Consider the following 15,865-nt stretch of genomic DNA (forward strand, 5'->3'; position numbering starts at 1 on the left):
ATATTGAAATAAGTTATATTTGGTACTTTATCACAATTTATTGAAGAAGATTAGTTTTTGTCTTGTTTTGTTTTGGGGAGTTGTTCAGATTTCTGCGCAAAAAGACAGCATTTATATTGAAGCCAAGTTATCTACAGACAAGAAAATACTGGAGGTAAATCAGGAAATCATTTATCATAACCATTCAGAAAAAGATTTAACCACAATTAAACTTTTAAACTGGGTTTCGGCATATCATAAAAGAGGAACTGCTCTAGCCTATAGAAAACTTGAAGATAGAAATAATGATTTACACTTTGCCAGGCCTGAACAATTGGGTAAGGTTTTAAGTTTAAATATTAAAAACTCTAAAGATCAAGATATTTCTGTCAGCAATTTTTCAGAAGAAAATATTTTTCTGCCTCTAGAAACAGCTTTGAAGCCTGGAGAAAATATAAAATTACAGCTTCATTATCAGATGCAGCTTCCTGATAAAAAATTCACGGAATATGGCACTTCTGATAAAAATATAGCCTTAAAATATTTCTTTATTGTTCCGGATCACTTCGATCCGGACAATATTTCCAAAAGAGCTTACAACGACATTGAAGAATCTGTAAACTTCAATACACATTGGACTGTAAATTTTGATATTCCGGTAAATTATTTTATTGAAAGTAATCTCACGCAAATCCAAATGAATTCTTTTAAAGGATTTTTGGATTCTGATCCTGAATTTTTAATCTCCGAAAATCAGTTTCCGTCCATTAAAATAAATACAGATGGAATTAATACTGAAATACAATTTGGGTACAATTTAAAACCTCAGGAAAAAGAAAATCTTGAATTTTATCTTCCTTTACATTTAAAGTTTATTAAAGACAGAATAGGTTTTATTCCCGAAAGATTATTTATTTCCGATAAATTCAGGGGAAAGGAAGATTTTTTTGGCAACAATGATATTGCATTCTGGAAATTCAGATTTCAAATGTTTACAGATGCTGAAAAAACAGATTTAGATTATTTCGGAATCATCGCAAAAAAAATACTTGATGAAAGTATTATTACCAACAAAGAAGATGACCATTGGTTTAAAAATGGTTTAAAATCTTATCTGGAATTACAGTATCTCAAGAAATTTTATAATGATACAAAATTATTGGGAAGCCTTCCTGAAACGAAAATATTTGGTGTAAAACCTTTGAAATTATTTCATGCATCCAATGTGAAATTGATTGACCGTTATGGTTTAGCTTATCAATATATAATGTCTCAAAATCTTGATCAGGGAATTGATGAAAACTTCTCAGCATTAAGCAATTTCAACAACATGGCAATCAGCAGTTTTGAAACAGGAAGTCTGTTCAATTATTCTGCGGATAAAATGGGATATGAAAATTTTAATAATACTCTAAAAGATTTCCTATCTCAAAACAAAGATACACAGATAAAACCTGAAGACTTTTTAAAAGAACTTTCAAAAAAAGATACTACTACAGATTATTTAGCAGCATTTTTGAAACATAAAAACAGAGCCAATTTCAAATTAAAAAGAATAAAAAAAGAAGGTGATTCTCTAAATATAAAAATTGTAAAAAACATGCCGTCTGCTATTCCTGTAAAACTTGAAACAGAAACCCAAAACGGCGAAACTAACTCTTATTGGATTGAGACCGAAGAAAACGAAAATATTACGAATTTTTCAATTCCAGCTTTAGACATCTACAAAGCTACTCTTAATGATGATTATATTTTTCCCGAATCAAATTACAGAGACAATTTTTTATACACCAAAGGTTTCTTTTCTAATAATAAAAAAATAAAATTCAAATTGATAAAGGACATTCCAAATCCTGAATTCAATGAAATTTATATAAACCCAAGAGTTCGTTTTAATAATGCTTACGACAAATTCCTTTTTGGAATTAATTTTAAAAATCAGTCATTGTTTGACCAAAAGTTCCTCTACTCCATCACACCGATGTACAGTTCCGGGACAGGAAAAATGACAGGTTCAGGAGCAGTTTCCTATTCTTTTTTACCTGCTGAAAGCATTATAAGAAGTTTCACTTTGGGAGTTTCAGGTTCTTATTTCCATTATGATTATGATCTTGCTTATCGAAAAGCTTCATTTTTTTCAAATTTAAACTTTAGAAAAAATCCTAGAAGTACAGTAAGTCGCGGAATCGCTTTTTCCTATAATTATTTTGAACGAGATTTAAGTCCAGAAATGATCATCAAAAAAGATTATGACAAATATAATCTTTGGAGTTTGGGGTACGGATTTACAGATAACCAAATGATACATGAAAAAAGCTTGAGCGTGAGTACTCAATGGATGGAAGATTTCAATAAAATTACAGCCGAAGGCTTTTACCGATGGGAATTTGCTCCAAAACAAAAATTAAGCTTAAGATTATTTGCTGGATACTTTACCAGAAACGAAACCAGAAATAATATGTTTAATTACGGTATTTCCAGAGTTTCAAACTATGCCTTTTCATATTCTTTATTAGGAGAAAGCGCAAACAGCGGACTTCTTTCTCAACAATACATCTTAGCTGATGGAGGCTTTAAATCTTTTATTCCAGGAACAGTAAACCATTGGATCACCTCTTTTAATGTAGATTCAAGTGTTTGGAAAATTTTTCATGTTTATGCAGATGCAGGAATTTATAAAAATAAAAATCAGCCAACACAGTTTATTTGGGACAGCGGTATCAAAGTAAGAGTAATCCCTGATTTCTTAGAAGTATACTTCCCTATTCAATCTTCTTTAGGCTTTGAACCTTCATTCAAAGATTATGCAAAACGTATAAGATATACTTTGGTACTGAATTTAGGTTCTATAATTAATGCTGCAAGAAGAGGTTGGTATTAATTAGATATTTTTTTCGATTAAAAAAATTTATTCAACAAAAAACAGCCATCTCAAATGAGATGACTGCTATATTTTAAAATCTTTGTTAAGATTAATTAGTCTTTTAAGATTTTTTGAGAAACCGGTTGATTGTTTACAGTACCTGTAACAATATAGTTACCTTTTGCTAGTTCAGAAACATCTAGATTAGAGTCTGCTTTTACAGAAGCACTCTTAACAACCTGACCAAGCATATTGTATATTTTCACATCTTTAGCATTTGCTCCAAAAGCGATTTCATTGTTTTTAACGAAAGTGTTTTTAACGAAACCTAGTTTAGTTGTAAAGTTTTCAGAAGTACCTAATGAACTATTTGTAGCAGTTCCTGTAATAATAACATCATCTACACTAAAAGTTCCTCCTGTTGCTTCAGATTCAAAAAAGTAAAATCTAAAAGAAACTGGTGAAGTAAGATTAGATATATTAGAAGGTGTTGCAGTATTTCCATTTTGCCCTGCACATGTTGAACAATCATTTACAAAATGAAATACATTTGTGCCTGTAATTTCTAATTCAGCATTAGTAGGATTAATAGATGCTGGCAAATTTGAAGCATAAGAATCAACACTAGATCTTACTATATATGATCTTGGACCTGTCCCTGATCTTTGGCTTCTAAAACTGATTGATGATATGGAAAGACTAACTCCAGCATTTGGAGTCACTGTAACCTGAAAATATTTTGTTAAATCAGGATTAGTAGCTGTGGGAGCACCACTATGAGCAAATCTATTACCTGTACTAGTTTGTGTATAACCAGTCGCTGAAAAATTTCCAACTGTAAGATTAGAACTTCCTGTTCCAGTTAAAACACCACTTGTTGGAGGTGGAGTTCCTTCAAAATCATACGTAGCAGTAAAATCCTGTGCATTGATAAACATAGCTACTGCAATTCCTAAAATAGTAAAAATCTTTTTCATAAAGTAAAAATTTAATTATTAATAATATGTTGTAAAATTACAAAAAAAAACAACTTAATAAAATCACATATAGCAATTTAACAATTTATTAAACTAGCATTTAACAATTAAAAATGACAAAAATACCCCCAATCATTTATAACTATAATACAGATACCCTATTTATTAAGTTAAAATAAATTCAATAATAAAATATATGTACGACATACAAAAAAAAGTTTTCAACATGATTTTCATCAACAAAAACTTATTAAATATTAGCGTTGAAATAATAAAAAACATAATACCTTGTTAATAACATAAAACACTATAAGGTTAGTATTTTTTAATTATTTTTACGAATTATTTTAAAGGCTTGCGGAATTTTTCTCTGATATTCGTTATGTTTTTTATGGGCATTTTCTCAATGAATGCTCAGGTTTTCACGTGGAAAAACCCGAACATCCCTGAAGATTCTATAAAAAAAGACAGCATTCTTGTTGCAAAACTGGAACAGGACGTTTTTTCTAAAGACACCTTAGATTTTGTAAGAACAAGCAACAGAATCATTGTAGACGAAGCTGTACTTGCCAAAAATGATAAGAAAAGATTTTTAGGAGAACTCAATTCTAAAGGTTCTATTATCCGTGGGATAACTTTTGGTAACAATCAGGGACAATCTGTACAAAGCTCTATGGATTTGCAAATTTCAGGTCGTCTTTCTAAAGATGTTACCATTTTAGCAAGTATTTCAGATCATAATTTACCCATTCAGGCAGACGGATATACCCAAACCTTAGAAGAGTTTGACAAAATCTATATGCAACTCAACATTAAGGATAAATCTATTCTTAGAGCAGGACATTTGGATTTGGTGGAGTCAAAAAATTATTTCGCGAAATATCAAAGACGAAGCATGGGACTTCAGTTTCAGACCGAATTTGGAAAAGAAAACAAAACTTTTGTAGATGTTTCCATGGGGGTCGCACGAAGTGAATTCCATAGAATTCGTTTTCAAGGAGTTGAAGGTAACCAAGGCCCTTATCGTTTAACAGGAAAAAATGGCGAACAATTTATTACTCTTATTTCCGGTTCCGAACAGGTTTTCATTGATGGTATTTTGATGAAACGAGGAGAAAATCAGGATTATACCATTAATTACAATACAGGTGAAGTAACGTTTACCAGTTTCCGACCTATTTTCCAACAGAATTTCATTACAATTTCATATAACTATACCAATAGAAATTATTCAAGATATTTATTTACCGGAAAATTGGAGCATAAAAGGGAAAAATTCAAGGTTGGATTGAATTGGTTCATGGAAAATGATAACAAAAATGCTCCTCTTGCTTTAAACCTTTCAAAAGAAGACGAACAAATTTTAGCAGACGCAGGAAACAACCCTGATATGATGTATGCTCCTTCGGGCGTGGTTACAGAGTATGATGTCAATAAAATTTTATATCGCTTGGTTCAAAACCCAAATGGAAATTATTACGAATTTTCAACAGATGCCAATGAAACTCTTTATCAGGTTTCATACACCTATTTTGGGGTAAATCTAGGAGATTATAAAATTACTCAGACAACAAATAACGGTCGTGTTTTTGAATATGTTGGACCTAATCAGGGAGACTACAGAGCTGTAAGAAAATTACCTTCCCCTCAAAAAGCTCAGGTTTATTCATTAAATACCGAAGTTGCCTTAAAAGAAGGTAAAATCGGGGCTGATTTTTCTTTAAGCAACTATGATTTAAACCTATTTTCTTCTAAAGATTCGGAGCAAAACATGGGATATGCAGGTCGTATTTTTGGAAATAAAACGTTTACAAAAAACAATTGGAAAGGAACTCCAAGTTTTGAATATCAATATATCGATAAACAATTCCATATTCTAGACCGTATTAACGATGTGGAATTCTCCAGAGATTTCAACTTAACACAAGAGTTCAGCGGAAGAACTCAAAACAGATTTATTTTCAGCTTTTTAAACAAATGGACTAATAAATCTACATTAAACTATCGTATCAACTATCTGGATGAAAGAGACTCTTACAAGGGGATTAAAAATGACCTGGATTTTGGCTGGATAAAAGGTAAATTCTTCACAAAAGGAAACTTATCCTACTTATCAACAAATGCTATTACACAAAATACCAAATTTATTAGAGGAGGGGCATCTACCGAATATACAGGCAAAAAAGGAAGCTGGGCTTTTGGAGGAAGCATGGAGCATAATGAAAAAACGTATAACGACACTCAGTTGATGGATGTCACAAGTTTCAGTTGGAAAGAAATTTTCGTTCAAAAGAAAATCGGAGATAGCACAAGAACCAAATTACTGACAAAACTATACATGAGAGATAACGACTCTGTGCGTGACAACAGGCTCCAAAGCATGAATAATATTTTGGGAATCATGGCAGAAAGTCAACTCATTAAAAACGAAAAAACTACTTTAAATGTATTGCTTCATTACAGAAAATTCTTTTATCAGAATCAGGATATAGATGTATCCAGAAACAATGATTTTGTGGTAGGAAATATACTTTATAATCAACAGCTTTTCAGAAACGGTATGCGTTTACAGGCTTTCTATGAGCTAGGAAACGGACAGGAAGCTCAAAGAGAATTCCAATATATAAAAGTTACAGACGGACAAGGTATTTACAAATGGACAGACTACAACGGTGATGGTGTTCAACAGCTTGATGAGTTTGAAATTGCCGAATATTCTGACTTAGCACAATACATCAGAGTTTACACCAATTCGGTGCGATATATTCCGTCCAACAAAAATAAATTGCAGTTGGCATTATTTGTAAATCCGTCAATTGTTTTTAATTCTGAAAATAAATTTTTAAAACGTTGGAATTTCAATATTTCTCTCAATTCTCAAAACTCTTTCTATAAAAAGGATAAAGTTTTGGTTTTAAATCCTTTTGAGAAAAATGAAGACCAAATTCTTAAAAATCAAAATATTTTGGCGTCAGTTCAGTTTAGCCCTACTGAAAAATCTGGTTGGAACGGAAATTATCGTTTCATTGCAAACGACAACCTCATCAATGCCAACTTCAGTAACGAAGAAAGAGAACAAACCTCTCATTTTGTAAATATTGGATATTGGTTCAACAAAGAATTTAGAATCGACTGGGAAAATTCTGTGCATGATATCAAAAATTCATCTCAATTATTTGCGACGAGAGATTACCGCTTAAACAATTTTGAAACCAAACCAAAAGCTACTTATAAATTTACGGATGCCATTCAGGCTGAGCTTTCTTCTGCTTTCCGCCAAAAACAGAGAATGGATGGTGAAGAACTACTAAAAGCATTTGACATCACAGGAACTATTCAATGGGAGCGTAAGAAAACCTCTATCAGAGGGAATTTCTCATTTATTAATAATAATTTCACGGGGAATAATTTCAGTATTGTAGGAAACCAAATGCTTGATGGTTTAAAACCAGGAAAAAACCAGGTTTGGAGCGTTTTCATACAACAAGCAATAAACTCATTCTTACAATTAAACCTTAACTATGAAGGTAGAAATTCCGGAGAAAGAACCATTCACATTGGTAGTATGCAGGTGAAAGCAAGTTTTTAAAACTAACAATTATTTAAAAATTATATCTAGAAAAAATCCCGACAAATTTTGCCGGGATTTTTAGTTAAATATTCAAAATTTATTTTTTAATAATCTTAACAGATTGTGAGTCTCTTTCAGAGTTTACTTTTAAAATATAAACACCAGAAGGAGCTTTTGTAAAATTAATTACGCCTTTATTAGAATCTATATTTTCGTTGAATAATCTTTGACCAGAAGAGGTATAAACCTCTATATTTTTAATTTTATTTACATCTGATACATATAAATAATCAATTACAGGGTTAGGATAGTAGCTTAAAGTTGTTTTATTCTTATTAACTTCCTGAACAGCAAGAACAGAAGTAAATTCATACCCTCCCAAATCTGGGGTTGTAGCGTTCCTTGCATTTCCATCAATATCCACTGTTACTTCCGCAATTGGAGTCCCTTTATTATCAAGAGCAGCATTAGCCGTTGTATCTAAATGAAAATCTGTAGTAGAAACAAATACAGGTGAAACATTTATTGAGTTGGCATTTCCTCCAAAGCCTGTCTGAAGATTCGCCAAAGTAGCCCTTGCAGAACCTATATAAGCAAGATTTGCCCCTGTCGTATGATAATTATTATAATTTATATTCGAAAAAACAGTATTTGAAGCACTCGAATATATAGTATACCTTTCTCCTGCCTGCGTTTGTTTATTTACGAAAATATTGTTTCTTAAGTCTATTGCCCCTGCTGCAGTCACAGCACTACCAATATTGAATGCTGAAGGTCTACCTGAGTTAGTTTGATTGGTATCCATTACAACAGTATTATAATATATCTTATAACCTCCACCATTTCCTACAAAAATTCCGTTACCATTATCTCCTAACGCTCCTCCCAAAGAATAGCCAGTTCCCGCAACATCATTTATTACATTATTATAAACCAATAAATTAGACGACACCACATTAGAATTTAAATAAAGTCCAACAGCTCCATACCCTCCTGTATTTGGTTGTTTGATATCGGTAATTCTATTTTTGAAAATAGTACCGTTGGTAACTGCTGCTCCAATTAAAATCCCTTGAGTTGTATTAGTGGAAGTGGCAGGCAGTGCTACACCTGTAACAGTATTTCCACTTACTTCAAAGTTCTTAGCATTCTGAACTGCAATACCTCTGTACAACATTTTATCTGCCACTACAGTCGAGCCAATAACATTATTCCTGATAATCCACCCAGTATCTGTATTTGTTGCATTGCCAACAGCAAAAAGACCATTTTGAGCCCTTACAAATGTATTGTTAATTGCCGAAAAATTATTATTAGGAACTTCAGCTGCTGCCAAAGTAGTTCCCGAAACTATAATACCACCAATAGTTCCCGAAGGCGTAGATCCCGCAAAATTAGTATTCTTAATTGAAATATTCTCAGCCCCATCTGTTGCTGTAGAAGACACCCAAAGTACGACAGGAGTCGTTCCTGTTGTCGCAACAAAGGTACTAGCAATAGTCAAGTTTCTAGTTGATGTCCCATTATTACTTCCATCGATTGTAACATTATCAGCTCCATTAAATTTCACTGTTGCAACCGGATCTGCACTTGTGATTGTTGCATTAACTCCCGAAGCTGGTTTTATAAGAACTGAGGTATAATTACTACCTCCTGTTCCACTTGCATTTAAAATAGCAGTAGCCGTCTCTGTTGTATTCCCTGTAATATTAATTGTAACAACACCTTGGTGAGTTCCTCCATTAATAGCATCAAATGCTGCCTTCAATGTAGTATAAGTTCCCGTACTGGTCCCCGCTGTTGAAGTAATCTCTACTTGTGCTTTAATAGCAATAACAGCAAGACTCCCTAAAATAAAAGAGAAAGTTTTCTTCATGTGATATTTTTTTCATGTTAATATGTTAAATATACATAAAATATTGAAACTTTCACAAAAAAAAATAAACATAACTATAATTATAAAACCAGAATAAACAAAATCATTAAAAATACAACACAATAATAAACTGAAAAATTAAACGATAAAACCATATTCTTAATATCATTTTTAATTTTTGTAAATTTGCACCATGATAAAAATAGGCAACATAGAACTGCCGGAATTTCCGCTTTTATTAGCACCGATGGAGGATGTAAGTGACCCTCCATTCAGAAGGTTATGTAAAATGCATGGTGCAGATTTAATGTACTCTGAATTTATTTCCTCAGAAGGCTTAATCCGTGACGCTATTAAAAGTCGAAAAAAATTAGACATCTTTGATTACGAAAGACCTGTCGGAATTCAAATATTTGGAGGTGACGAAGAAGCAATGTCTATGTCTGCAAGAATAGTGGAAACGGTAAATCCTGATTTAGTAGATATCAATTTCGGATGTCCAGTAAAAAAAGTTGTTTGTAAAGGAGCCGGAGCAGGAGTTTTGAAAGATATCGACTTAATGGTTCGCCTTACAAAAGCTGTTGTAAGCTCAACCCACCTTCCTGTTACTGTAAAAACACGTTTAGGATGGGATAGTACTTCAATTAATATCGACGAAGTTGCAGAACGCCTCCAGGAAACAGGTATCAAAGCCTTAACCATTCATGCAAGAACTCGCGCTCAAATGTATAAAGGCGAAGCTGATTGGGAGCACATTTCAAGAATAAAACAAAATCCCAATATTGAAATTCCAATTTTTGGAAACGGAGATATAGATTCTCCTGAAAAAGCTCTGGAATACAAACAAAAATATGCCTGTGATGGCATAATGATTGGTCGTGCTGCAATTGGTTATCCTTGGATTTTTAACGAAATCAAACATTTTTTCAAAACAGGAGAGCATCTTCCTGAACCAACCATTTCAGACAGATTATTAGCGGTTCGTCAACACGCAGAATGGAGTGCAGAATGGAAAGGCGAAAGATTAGGTTTAATAGAAATGAGACAACATTATAGTAATTATTTCCGTGGTGTTCCTCATTTTAAAGAATTCCGAAAGAAATTTTTGGAAATCTTCACATTAGAAGAAATGGACTCCCTGATTAAAGAAACTCAGGAATTCTATAAACAATATCAAGAACAAGTATAAAAAAAGCCATCAGATTTTGATGGCTTTTTATTTTATACTGAATTAGAACAATTAGTATCCTTCAGATGTTGTTTCATTTTTTTTTATTAGAGCTAAAGCAGAAGAAGTTCCTATTCTTTTTACGCCCATTTTAATCATTTTTTCAGCATCCTCCGGAGTCCTTACACCTCCTGCCGCTTTTACTGGAAGTTTACCAGCATGTTCAAGCATTATTTTAATACCTTCAAACGTGGCTCCATTTGGTTTTCCGTTTTGAGTTTCATAAAACCCTGTTGAAGATTTCACAAAAATATTAGGTAAATCCCCTTCCGAAAAATTCTCCTCAGCCCAGTTAGAAATATCCCCTGTAAGGCCTGCAATCTGCTCATCAGATAAAGCTGCAATTTCAATAATCCATTTTGCAACCTTATGATTTTGCATACACAGCTCTGTACATTTTACAAATTCATTTTTTACAAATTCTAAATCACCTTTTAGATAAGCATTATAGTTTATAACGAAATCTAATTCATCTGCACCGTCTTCAATTGCTTTCGAAGCTTCTGCCAATTTTTCGTCTACAGAATAAGTTCCCTCATGAAAACCTATTACCGTTCCTATTACAACATTTGAATTTTGTTCTTGAATGTATTTTTTTATTTCAGACACATAATCCGGACGAATCATTACAGCAAAAATACCATTATCAATAGCTTCCTGCGTAAGTTCTTTATCTTTTTGTAATGTTTCTTCTTCTGAAATTCCTGATTGTAGTGGCGTTTTTAAATACGTTGAATCCAAATATTGAGCAATGTTCATAACTATTATACTTTCAATTGTCTATAAATACCTTGCTCCAAAGATATGAAAGTTTCCGTTCTTGTGACTCCTTTTAACTTTTGAAGTTTACTAAGAATTTGCATAAGGTGATCGTTATCTTTACATAGCACCTTCAAGAAGATTGTATAATTTCCTGTTGTATAATGTGCTTCGACAACTTCATTTATATCCTTTAAAGACTTTACCATATCAGGATAATGACTAGGTTGGTCTAAAAATACACCAATGTAAGAGATGACCTTATACCCTATTTTCTTGGGGTTAAGAAAAGAAATTGAATTTTCAATAACTCCTGCATGTTCTAATTTTTTAATTCTTTGGTGAACTGCAGTCGTAGAGATTCCAACATTTTTTGAAATGTGAGCTAATGAAGTTTTAGCATTATCCATTAGCATATAGATAATTTCCTTATCAATTGAATCTAAATGGTAAGTAATGTTACTTGAATTTTTCATACTTTTTTCTACTTTTTTTAATACCTATGTTTTTAAATTCTACAAATCTTAAACTTTATAAAAACCGGAAAATGATCGCTATAGCCCCCCAAATACCGTGTCCCGGCATAGGTTCGAAAAGGTCTACCACTGAACTTTTTGTCCCGGCTGCTGATTTTTTCAGAATTAAATACTCCGGCTTTTTCAAAATTTAAAGCCCTATTACCATCAAACAATGATTTTGACAGTATGATCTGATCGAATAGCAGTCCAGATTTATAATGAAAAGTAGAATATTTTCTTGCAGAGAACAACTCTTGAAAAGGGTTCTTCAACACTACTTTATTGTCGTTATCATAGAGAATTCTAATCAAATTTTCATCATCTGGGTTTTCATTAAAGTCACCACACAATACAACATGTTCATCACTCTTTTCTAAAAGCTTCAGAATTCTGTCATGAATTTCTGAAAGTATAAAAGATCTTTTAGGCTTATTAATATCTTTTTCTCGCTTAGAGGGAAGGTGAGCGACAAAAAAATTAATAATATCTCCTTTATATTTTACTTTCATAAAGAGTACATCCCTAGTTGTATCGTAATACTCAACATTATTTTCTTTAATATTAAAGACATAAGAGATTGATTCTGAATCAATTACCTCTATCTCATCTTTATTATATAGCATTGCTACATCTACCTTTCTTTCGTCCATAGAATTGTAATGTACAATTCCATACTTGGAGTTAAAAGGATCCATCTTTACAAGCTCTTCCAGTACTTTCCTTCCGGAAATTTCCGCGAGCCCAATCATGAACGGTAAAACACCATTCTCCTCCTTCATCAATTGAAAAACGTGCGAAATTTTAAAAAGCTTATCCTTATACTTTCTCTCGTCCCAATTTCTTAGTCCAGATTTAGTTGGGTCTAGTCTATGATTTGGTTTGGGATCAGGCAAAAATAAATTTTCAACATTATAAAAAGTGAACAACTCCATTTACACGCATTTCTTTTTTTGAAAAATATACATTATTTTCAAAATGTAAATTTATTATTTTTTTTTAATATGATTAATTATATTATAATTATTTTAACACTAAAAGTAAACTAACATAAATTATAATCAAAATTAGATACAAATATATAATTAAATCTTTTATTTATATTCAGATAAAATCACATTCTAATGAATTCTGTTTATCGTAAAATCCTATATTACGACTTTATTTTCAAAAAATATCCAAAATAAGTGAATAAAATTCTCATTTAACCTTACATGGGAAGAATCACAACAAATCAGGTCGTTTTTCTTTTGTAATTCTTACCGCTTCATCATGACGCCATTCTTCAATTTTTCCAAAATTTCCGCTTAATAAGATTTTAGGAACTTCCAAGCCTTTGTAAACTTCAGGTCTTGTATAGATAGGAGGAGATAAAAGATCATCCTGAAAACTATCTGTCAAAGCACTTTGCTCGTCATTTAAAACACCAGGAAGCAGTCTAATCACCGAATCCGCGAGAACGCAAGCTGCTAATTCCCCGCCAGTCAAAACATAGTCTCCAATTGATATTTCTTTAGTAATATGCAAATCTCTCACACGTTGATCAATACCTTTGTAATGCCCACATAAAAAAATCAGGTTTTGCTTTATTGAAAGTGTATTGGCTATTTTTTGATTCAATGTAACTCCATCAGGTGTAAGGTAAATAACCTCATCATATTCTCTTTCAGATTTAAGTTCAGAAATACATTTATCCAACGGCTCAACCATCATTACCATTCCTGCTCCTCCTCCATAAGGCTCATCATCTATTTGCCTGTGTTTATTTACAGCCCAATCTCTCAGATGATGAAAATGTACTTCTACCAAACCTTTATCCATCGCTCTCTTCAAAATAGAAGTTTTGAATGGACTCTCCATCAATTCCGGAAGTACGCTTATTATATCAATTCTCATTGTAATGTTTTGTTTTTCTTATTAGGTAAAATAATTAATCGCAAAGACGAATCTTTATTGAAATAGCTCCACATCCAATTGAAAAATACAGCTATTTTGTTTCGAACGCTCAAAATTAACATTAAATGCAAAAACATCCAGAAATACCAAGCCAAAAATCCTTGAAATTTCATAAAAGGCAAATCTACAACCGCTCGATGTTTTCCGATTGTTGCTAATGAACCTTTATCATCATATTCATATTCTTTCCACTCATTTTTCGTCTTTTTTAAGAGATTTTTACCCAAATTTTTAGCCTGATGAATGGCAACATTTGCAACTTGAGGATGCCCTTGAGGATACTTTGGTGTTTCCATATAAGCAATATCACCTACTGCAAAAATATTATCGTAGCCTTTTATTTTATTATATCTATCAACTATATACCTGTTTTTCATTAGTTTATCTTCCGGAAAACCACTAACCACATTTCCAGTAACTCCTGCTGCCCAAATGACATTATTAGACGAGATTTCTTTTCCGCTTTTCATGTAAACCTTATCTCCATCATAATCTGTAACATATTCTTTGCTTAAAAAAGTAACTCCTAAATCCTTTAAATATTTTTCAGATTTTTCCTGAGCTTCAGGGCTCATTACAGCCAAAGGTTTTTCTGTAGAACTCACCAATATAATTTTCAGATGCTCAAAATTCATATAAGGATAATCTCTTGGAAGAATATCTTTTTTCATTTCAGCAAAAGCACCTGCCAATTCTACACCTGTTGGTCCACTTCCTACAATAACAATATTCCAGTTTCCGTCATCGCTTCTGCTTTTTTCAATAATCAATTTTTCAAAAGTCATCAAAACATGGTTTCTGATACTTATTGCTTCCTGAGTATTTTTCATTCCGAAGGCCTTACCTTCAAGCTCCTGATTACCAAAAAAATTGGTTTTACAGCCTGTCGCGATTACCAATTTATCGTATGTAAATTCAGCCTCATCAGTAATTACTTTGTTATTTGCAGCATCTATTTCACGAACTTCTGTTAAACGAAATTGAGTATTTCGGGACTGTTGAAAAATTTTTCTGAACGGGAAAGAAATATTGGATGGTTCTATCCTTCCACACGCAACCTGATAAAAAAGAGGTTGAAACATGTGATGATTCACACGATCTAAAACAATTACTTTTTTATTTTTATTATTTAATGTTTTTGCAAGTTGTAGCCCAGCAAAACCTCCTCCTATTATAATTATCTTTTCGCGTGTTTCCATAACAGACAAATTTACTTATTTTATTTTAGCATTTAGTGGTGAAAAAAGTTAGTTTTGCAAATCTTATGTCACAAAAAAAGTATAGCAAAAAAACCGCCAAAAAGATACATCACAACCGACGAAAAACTTACCTTTTCCGTCGCAAAATTATGCTTGTGATTTTAATTATCGGCTTGATTGGAACCGGCATATACTTAAAACAATCAATCAGTTATTATTACGCATTATACTTCAATAAATTTACCCATAAAAAACTTCACAACAGTGAATCTGAGACATTGAGAATCCAAAAAATTCTATCAAATAATCTTGATAAAACTTATGGATTTGATATTTCACACTACCAAAACAGAGAAGACATCAAATGGGATAGTTTGAGTATCGGAAATAAAACCATTCCGCTGGAATTTGTAGTGATGAGAGCGACAATGGGAAACCGTAGTGCTGACAAACATTTTGAAGAATTTTGGGAACAGGCTAAAAAACACGAGTTAATTCGTGGTGCCTATCATTTTTACAGAGCAGATGAAGATCCCATAATACAGGCGAACAACTTCCTTAAAAATGTAAAGTTGGAGAGTGGAGACCTACCTCCTATTCTTGATATTGAAAAAATACCTAAACGAAAAACCAATAAAAAACTTATTGAAGATTTAAAAGTTTGGTGCAAAATTGTGGAGGAAACCTATGGCGAAAAACCAATCATTTATACCTATTATCATTACTACAAAGATTTTTTAAAAGGCGAATTTGATGGTTACCCTCTTTGGTTAGCCAATTATAATGATGTCCCAACTCCAACACCTGAAGGAGAATGGAATTTTTGGCAGTTTACAGAAAATGGCATCGTTCACGGAATTAATACAAAAGTGGATTTGGACATCTACAACGGAAATTTATGGTCTTTAAAAAGATTGACCTTAGATTAGTTTTCAGGAATTT

11 protein-coding genes are annotated in these 15,865 nt (G+C 32.4%); 4 read left to right on the plus strand and 7 right to left on the minus strand.

All coding sequences use genetic code 11. The annotated features are described in order from the left end of the window. Positions 1 to 40 precede the first annotated feature (40 nt). Positions 41 to 2,860 carry a gluzincin family metallopeptidase gene (locus OH806_RS02260; RefSeq protein WP_264742054.1) on the plus strand — a complete coding sequence of 940 codons (2,820 nt, stop codon included), beginning with the start codon at positions 41 to 43 and terminating at the stop codon, positions 2,858 to 2,860. Between the two features lie 95 nt (positions 2,861 to 2,955). Here OH806_RS02260 and OH806_RS02265 read toward each other — a convergent pair whose 3' ends face one another. After that, entirely contained in the window at positions 2,956 to 3,819 is an 864-nt protein-coding gene (locus OH806_RS02265) for a T9SS type A sorting domain-containing protein (RefSeq protein WP_264742055.1), read from the minus strand. A gap of 391 nt (positions 3,820 to 4,210) precedes the next feature. Between OH806_RS02265 and OH806_RS02270 the strand changes: the two genes are divergently transcribed. After that, complete coding sequence (locus OH806_RS02270; protein WP_264742056.1) at positions 4,211 to 7,408, plus strand: hypothetical protein; 3,198 nt, start codon at positions 4,211 to 4,213, stop codon at positions 7,406 to 7,408. A 79-nt stretch (positions 7,409 to 7,487) separates the two neighbouring features. On the opposite strand, the gene OH806_RS02275 is transcribed toward OH806_RS02270, so the two are convergent. Then, positions 7,488 to 9,266, minus strand: coding sequence for a beta strand repeat-containing protein (locus OH806_RS02275; RefSeq protein ID WP_264742057.1), 1,779 nt, complete (start codon positions 9,264 to 9,266; stop codon positions 7,488 to 7,490). Positions 9,267 to 9,459: 193 nt separating this feature from the next. Between OH806_RS02275 and dusB the strand changes: the two genes are divergently transcribed. Next, positions 9,460 to 10,455, plus strand: a complete 996-nt coding sequence (gene dusB / locus OH806_RS02280) for a tRNA dihydrouridine synthase DusB (RefSeq protein WP_264742058.1) — start codon at positions 9,460 to 9,462, stop codon at positions 10,453 to 10,455. 51 nt (positions 10,456 to 10,506) lie between these two features. Here the strand turns inward: dusB and deoC are convergent, their stop codons facing one another. From deoC to OH806_RS02305, 5 genes are all read right to left on the minus strand, one after another. Beyond that, the gene (gene deoC / locus OH806_RS02285) at positions 10,507 to 11,253 is read right to left on the minus strand and encodes a deoxyribose-phosphate aldolase (RefSeq protein ID WP_264742059.1); all 747 of its coding nucleotides are present in this window, start codon (positions 11,251 to 11,253) and stop codon (positions 10,507 to 10,509) included. A gap of 5 nt (positions 11,254 to 11,258) precedes the next feature. Next, complete coding sequence (locus OH806_RS02290; protein ID WP_264742060.1) at positions 11,259 to 11,729, minus strand: Lrp/AsnC ligand binding domain-containing protein; 471 nt, start codon at positions 11,727 to 11,729, stop codon at positions 11,259 to 11,261. Between the two features lie 32 nt (positions 11,730 to 11,761). Continuing rightward, positions 11,762 to 12,703: an endonuclease/exonuclease/phosphatase family protein gene (locus tag OH806_RS02295; RefSeq protein ID WP_264742061.1), complete on the minus strand. Its 942-nt coding sequence runs from the start codon at positions 12,701 to 12,703 to the stop codon at positions 11,762 to 11,764. Between the two features lie 289 nt (positions 12,704 to 12,992). After that, entirely contained in the window at positions 12,993 to 13,664 is a 672-nt protein-coding gene (gene trmD / locus OH806_RS02300) for a tRNA (guanosine(37)-N1)-methyltransferase TrmD (RefSeq protein WP_264742062.1), read from the minus strand. Then, positions 13,661 to 14,923 (minus strand): NAD(P)/FAD-dependent oxidoreductase, encoded by a 1,263-nt coding sequence (locus tag OH806_RS02305; RefSeq protein WP_264742063.1) that lies wholly within the window; start codon positions 14,921 to 14,923, stop codon positions 13,661 to 13,663. The genes trmD and OH806_RS02305 overlap by 4 nt, the downstream gene beginning before the upstream one ends. Before the next feature lie 65 nt (positions 14,924 to 14,988). Here OH806_RS02305 and OH806_RS02310 point away from each other — a divergent pair, with 65 nt between their 5' ends. Further along, positions 14,989 to 15,852: a glycoside hydrolase family 25 protein gene (locus OH806_RS02310; protein ID WP_264742064.1), complete on the plus strand. Its 864-nt coding sequence runs from the start codon at positions 14,989 to 14,991 to the stop codon at positions 15,850 to 15,852. Positions 15,853 to 15,865 lie beyond the last annotated feature (13 nt).

It is taken from the genome of Chryseobacterium oryctis (assembly GCF_025971925.1).
Lineage (GTDB): Bacteria > Bacteroidota > Bacteroidia > Flavobacteriales > Weeksellaceae > Chryseobacterium > Chryseobacterium oryctis.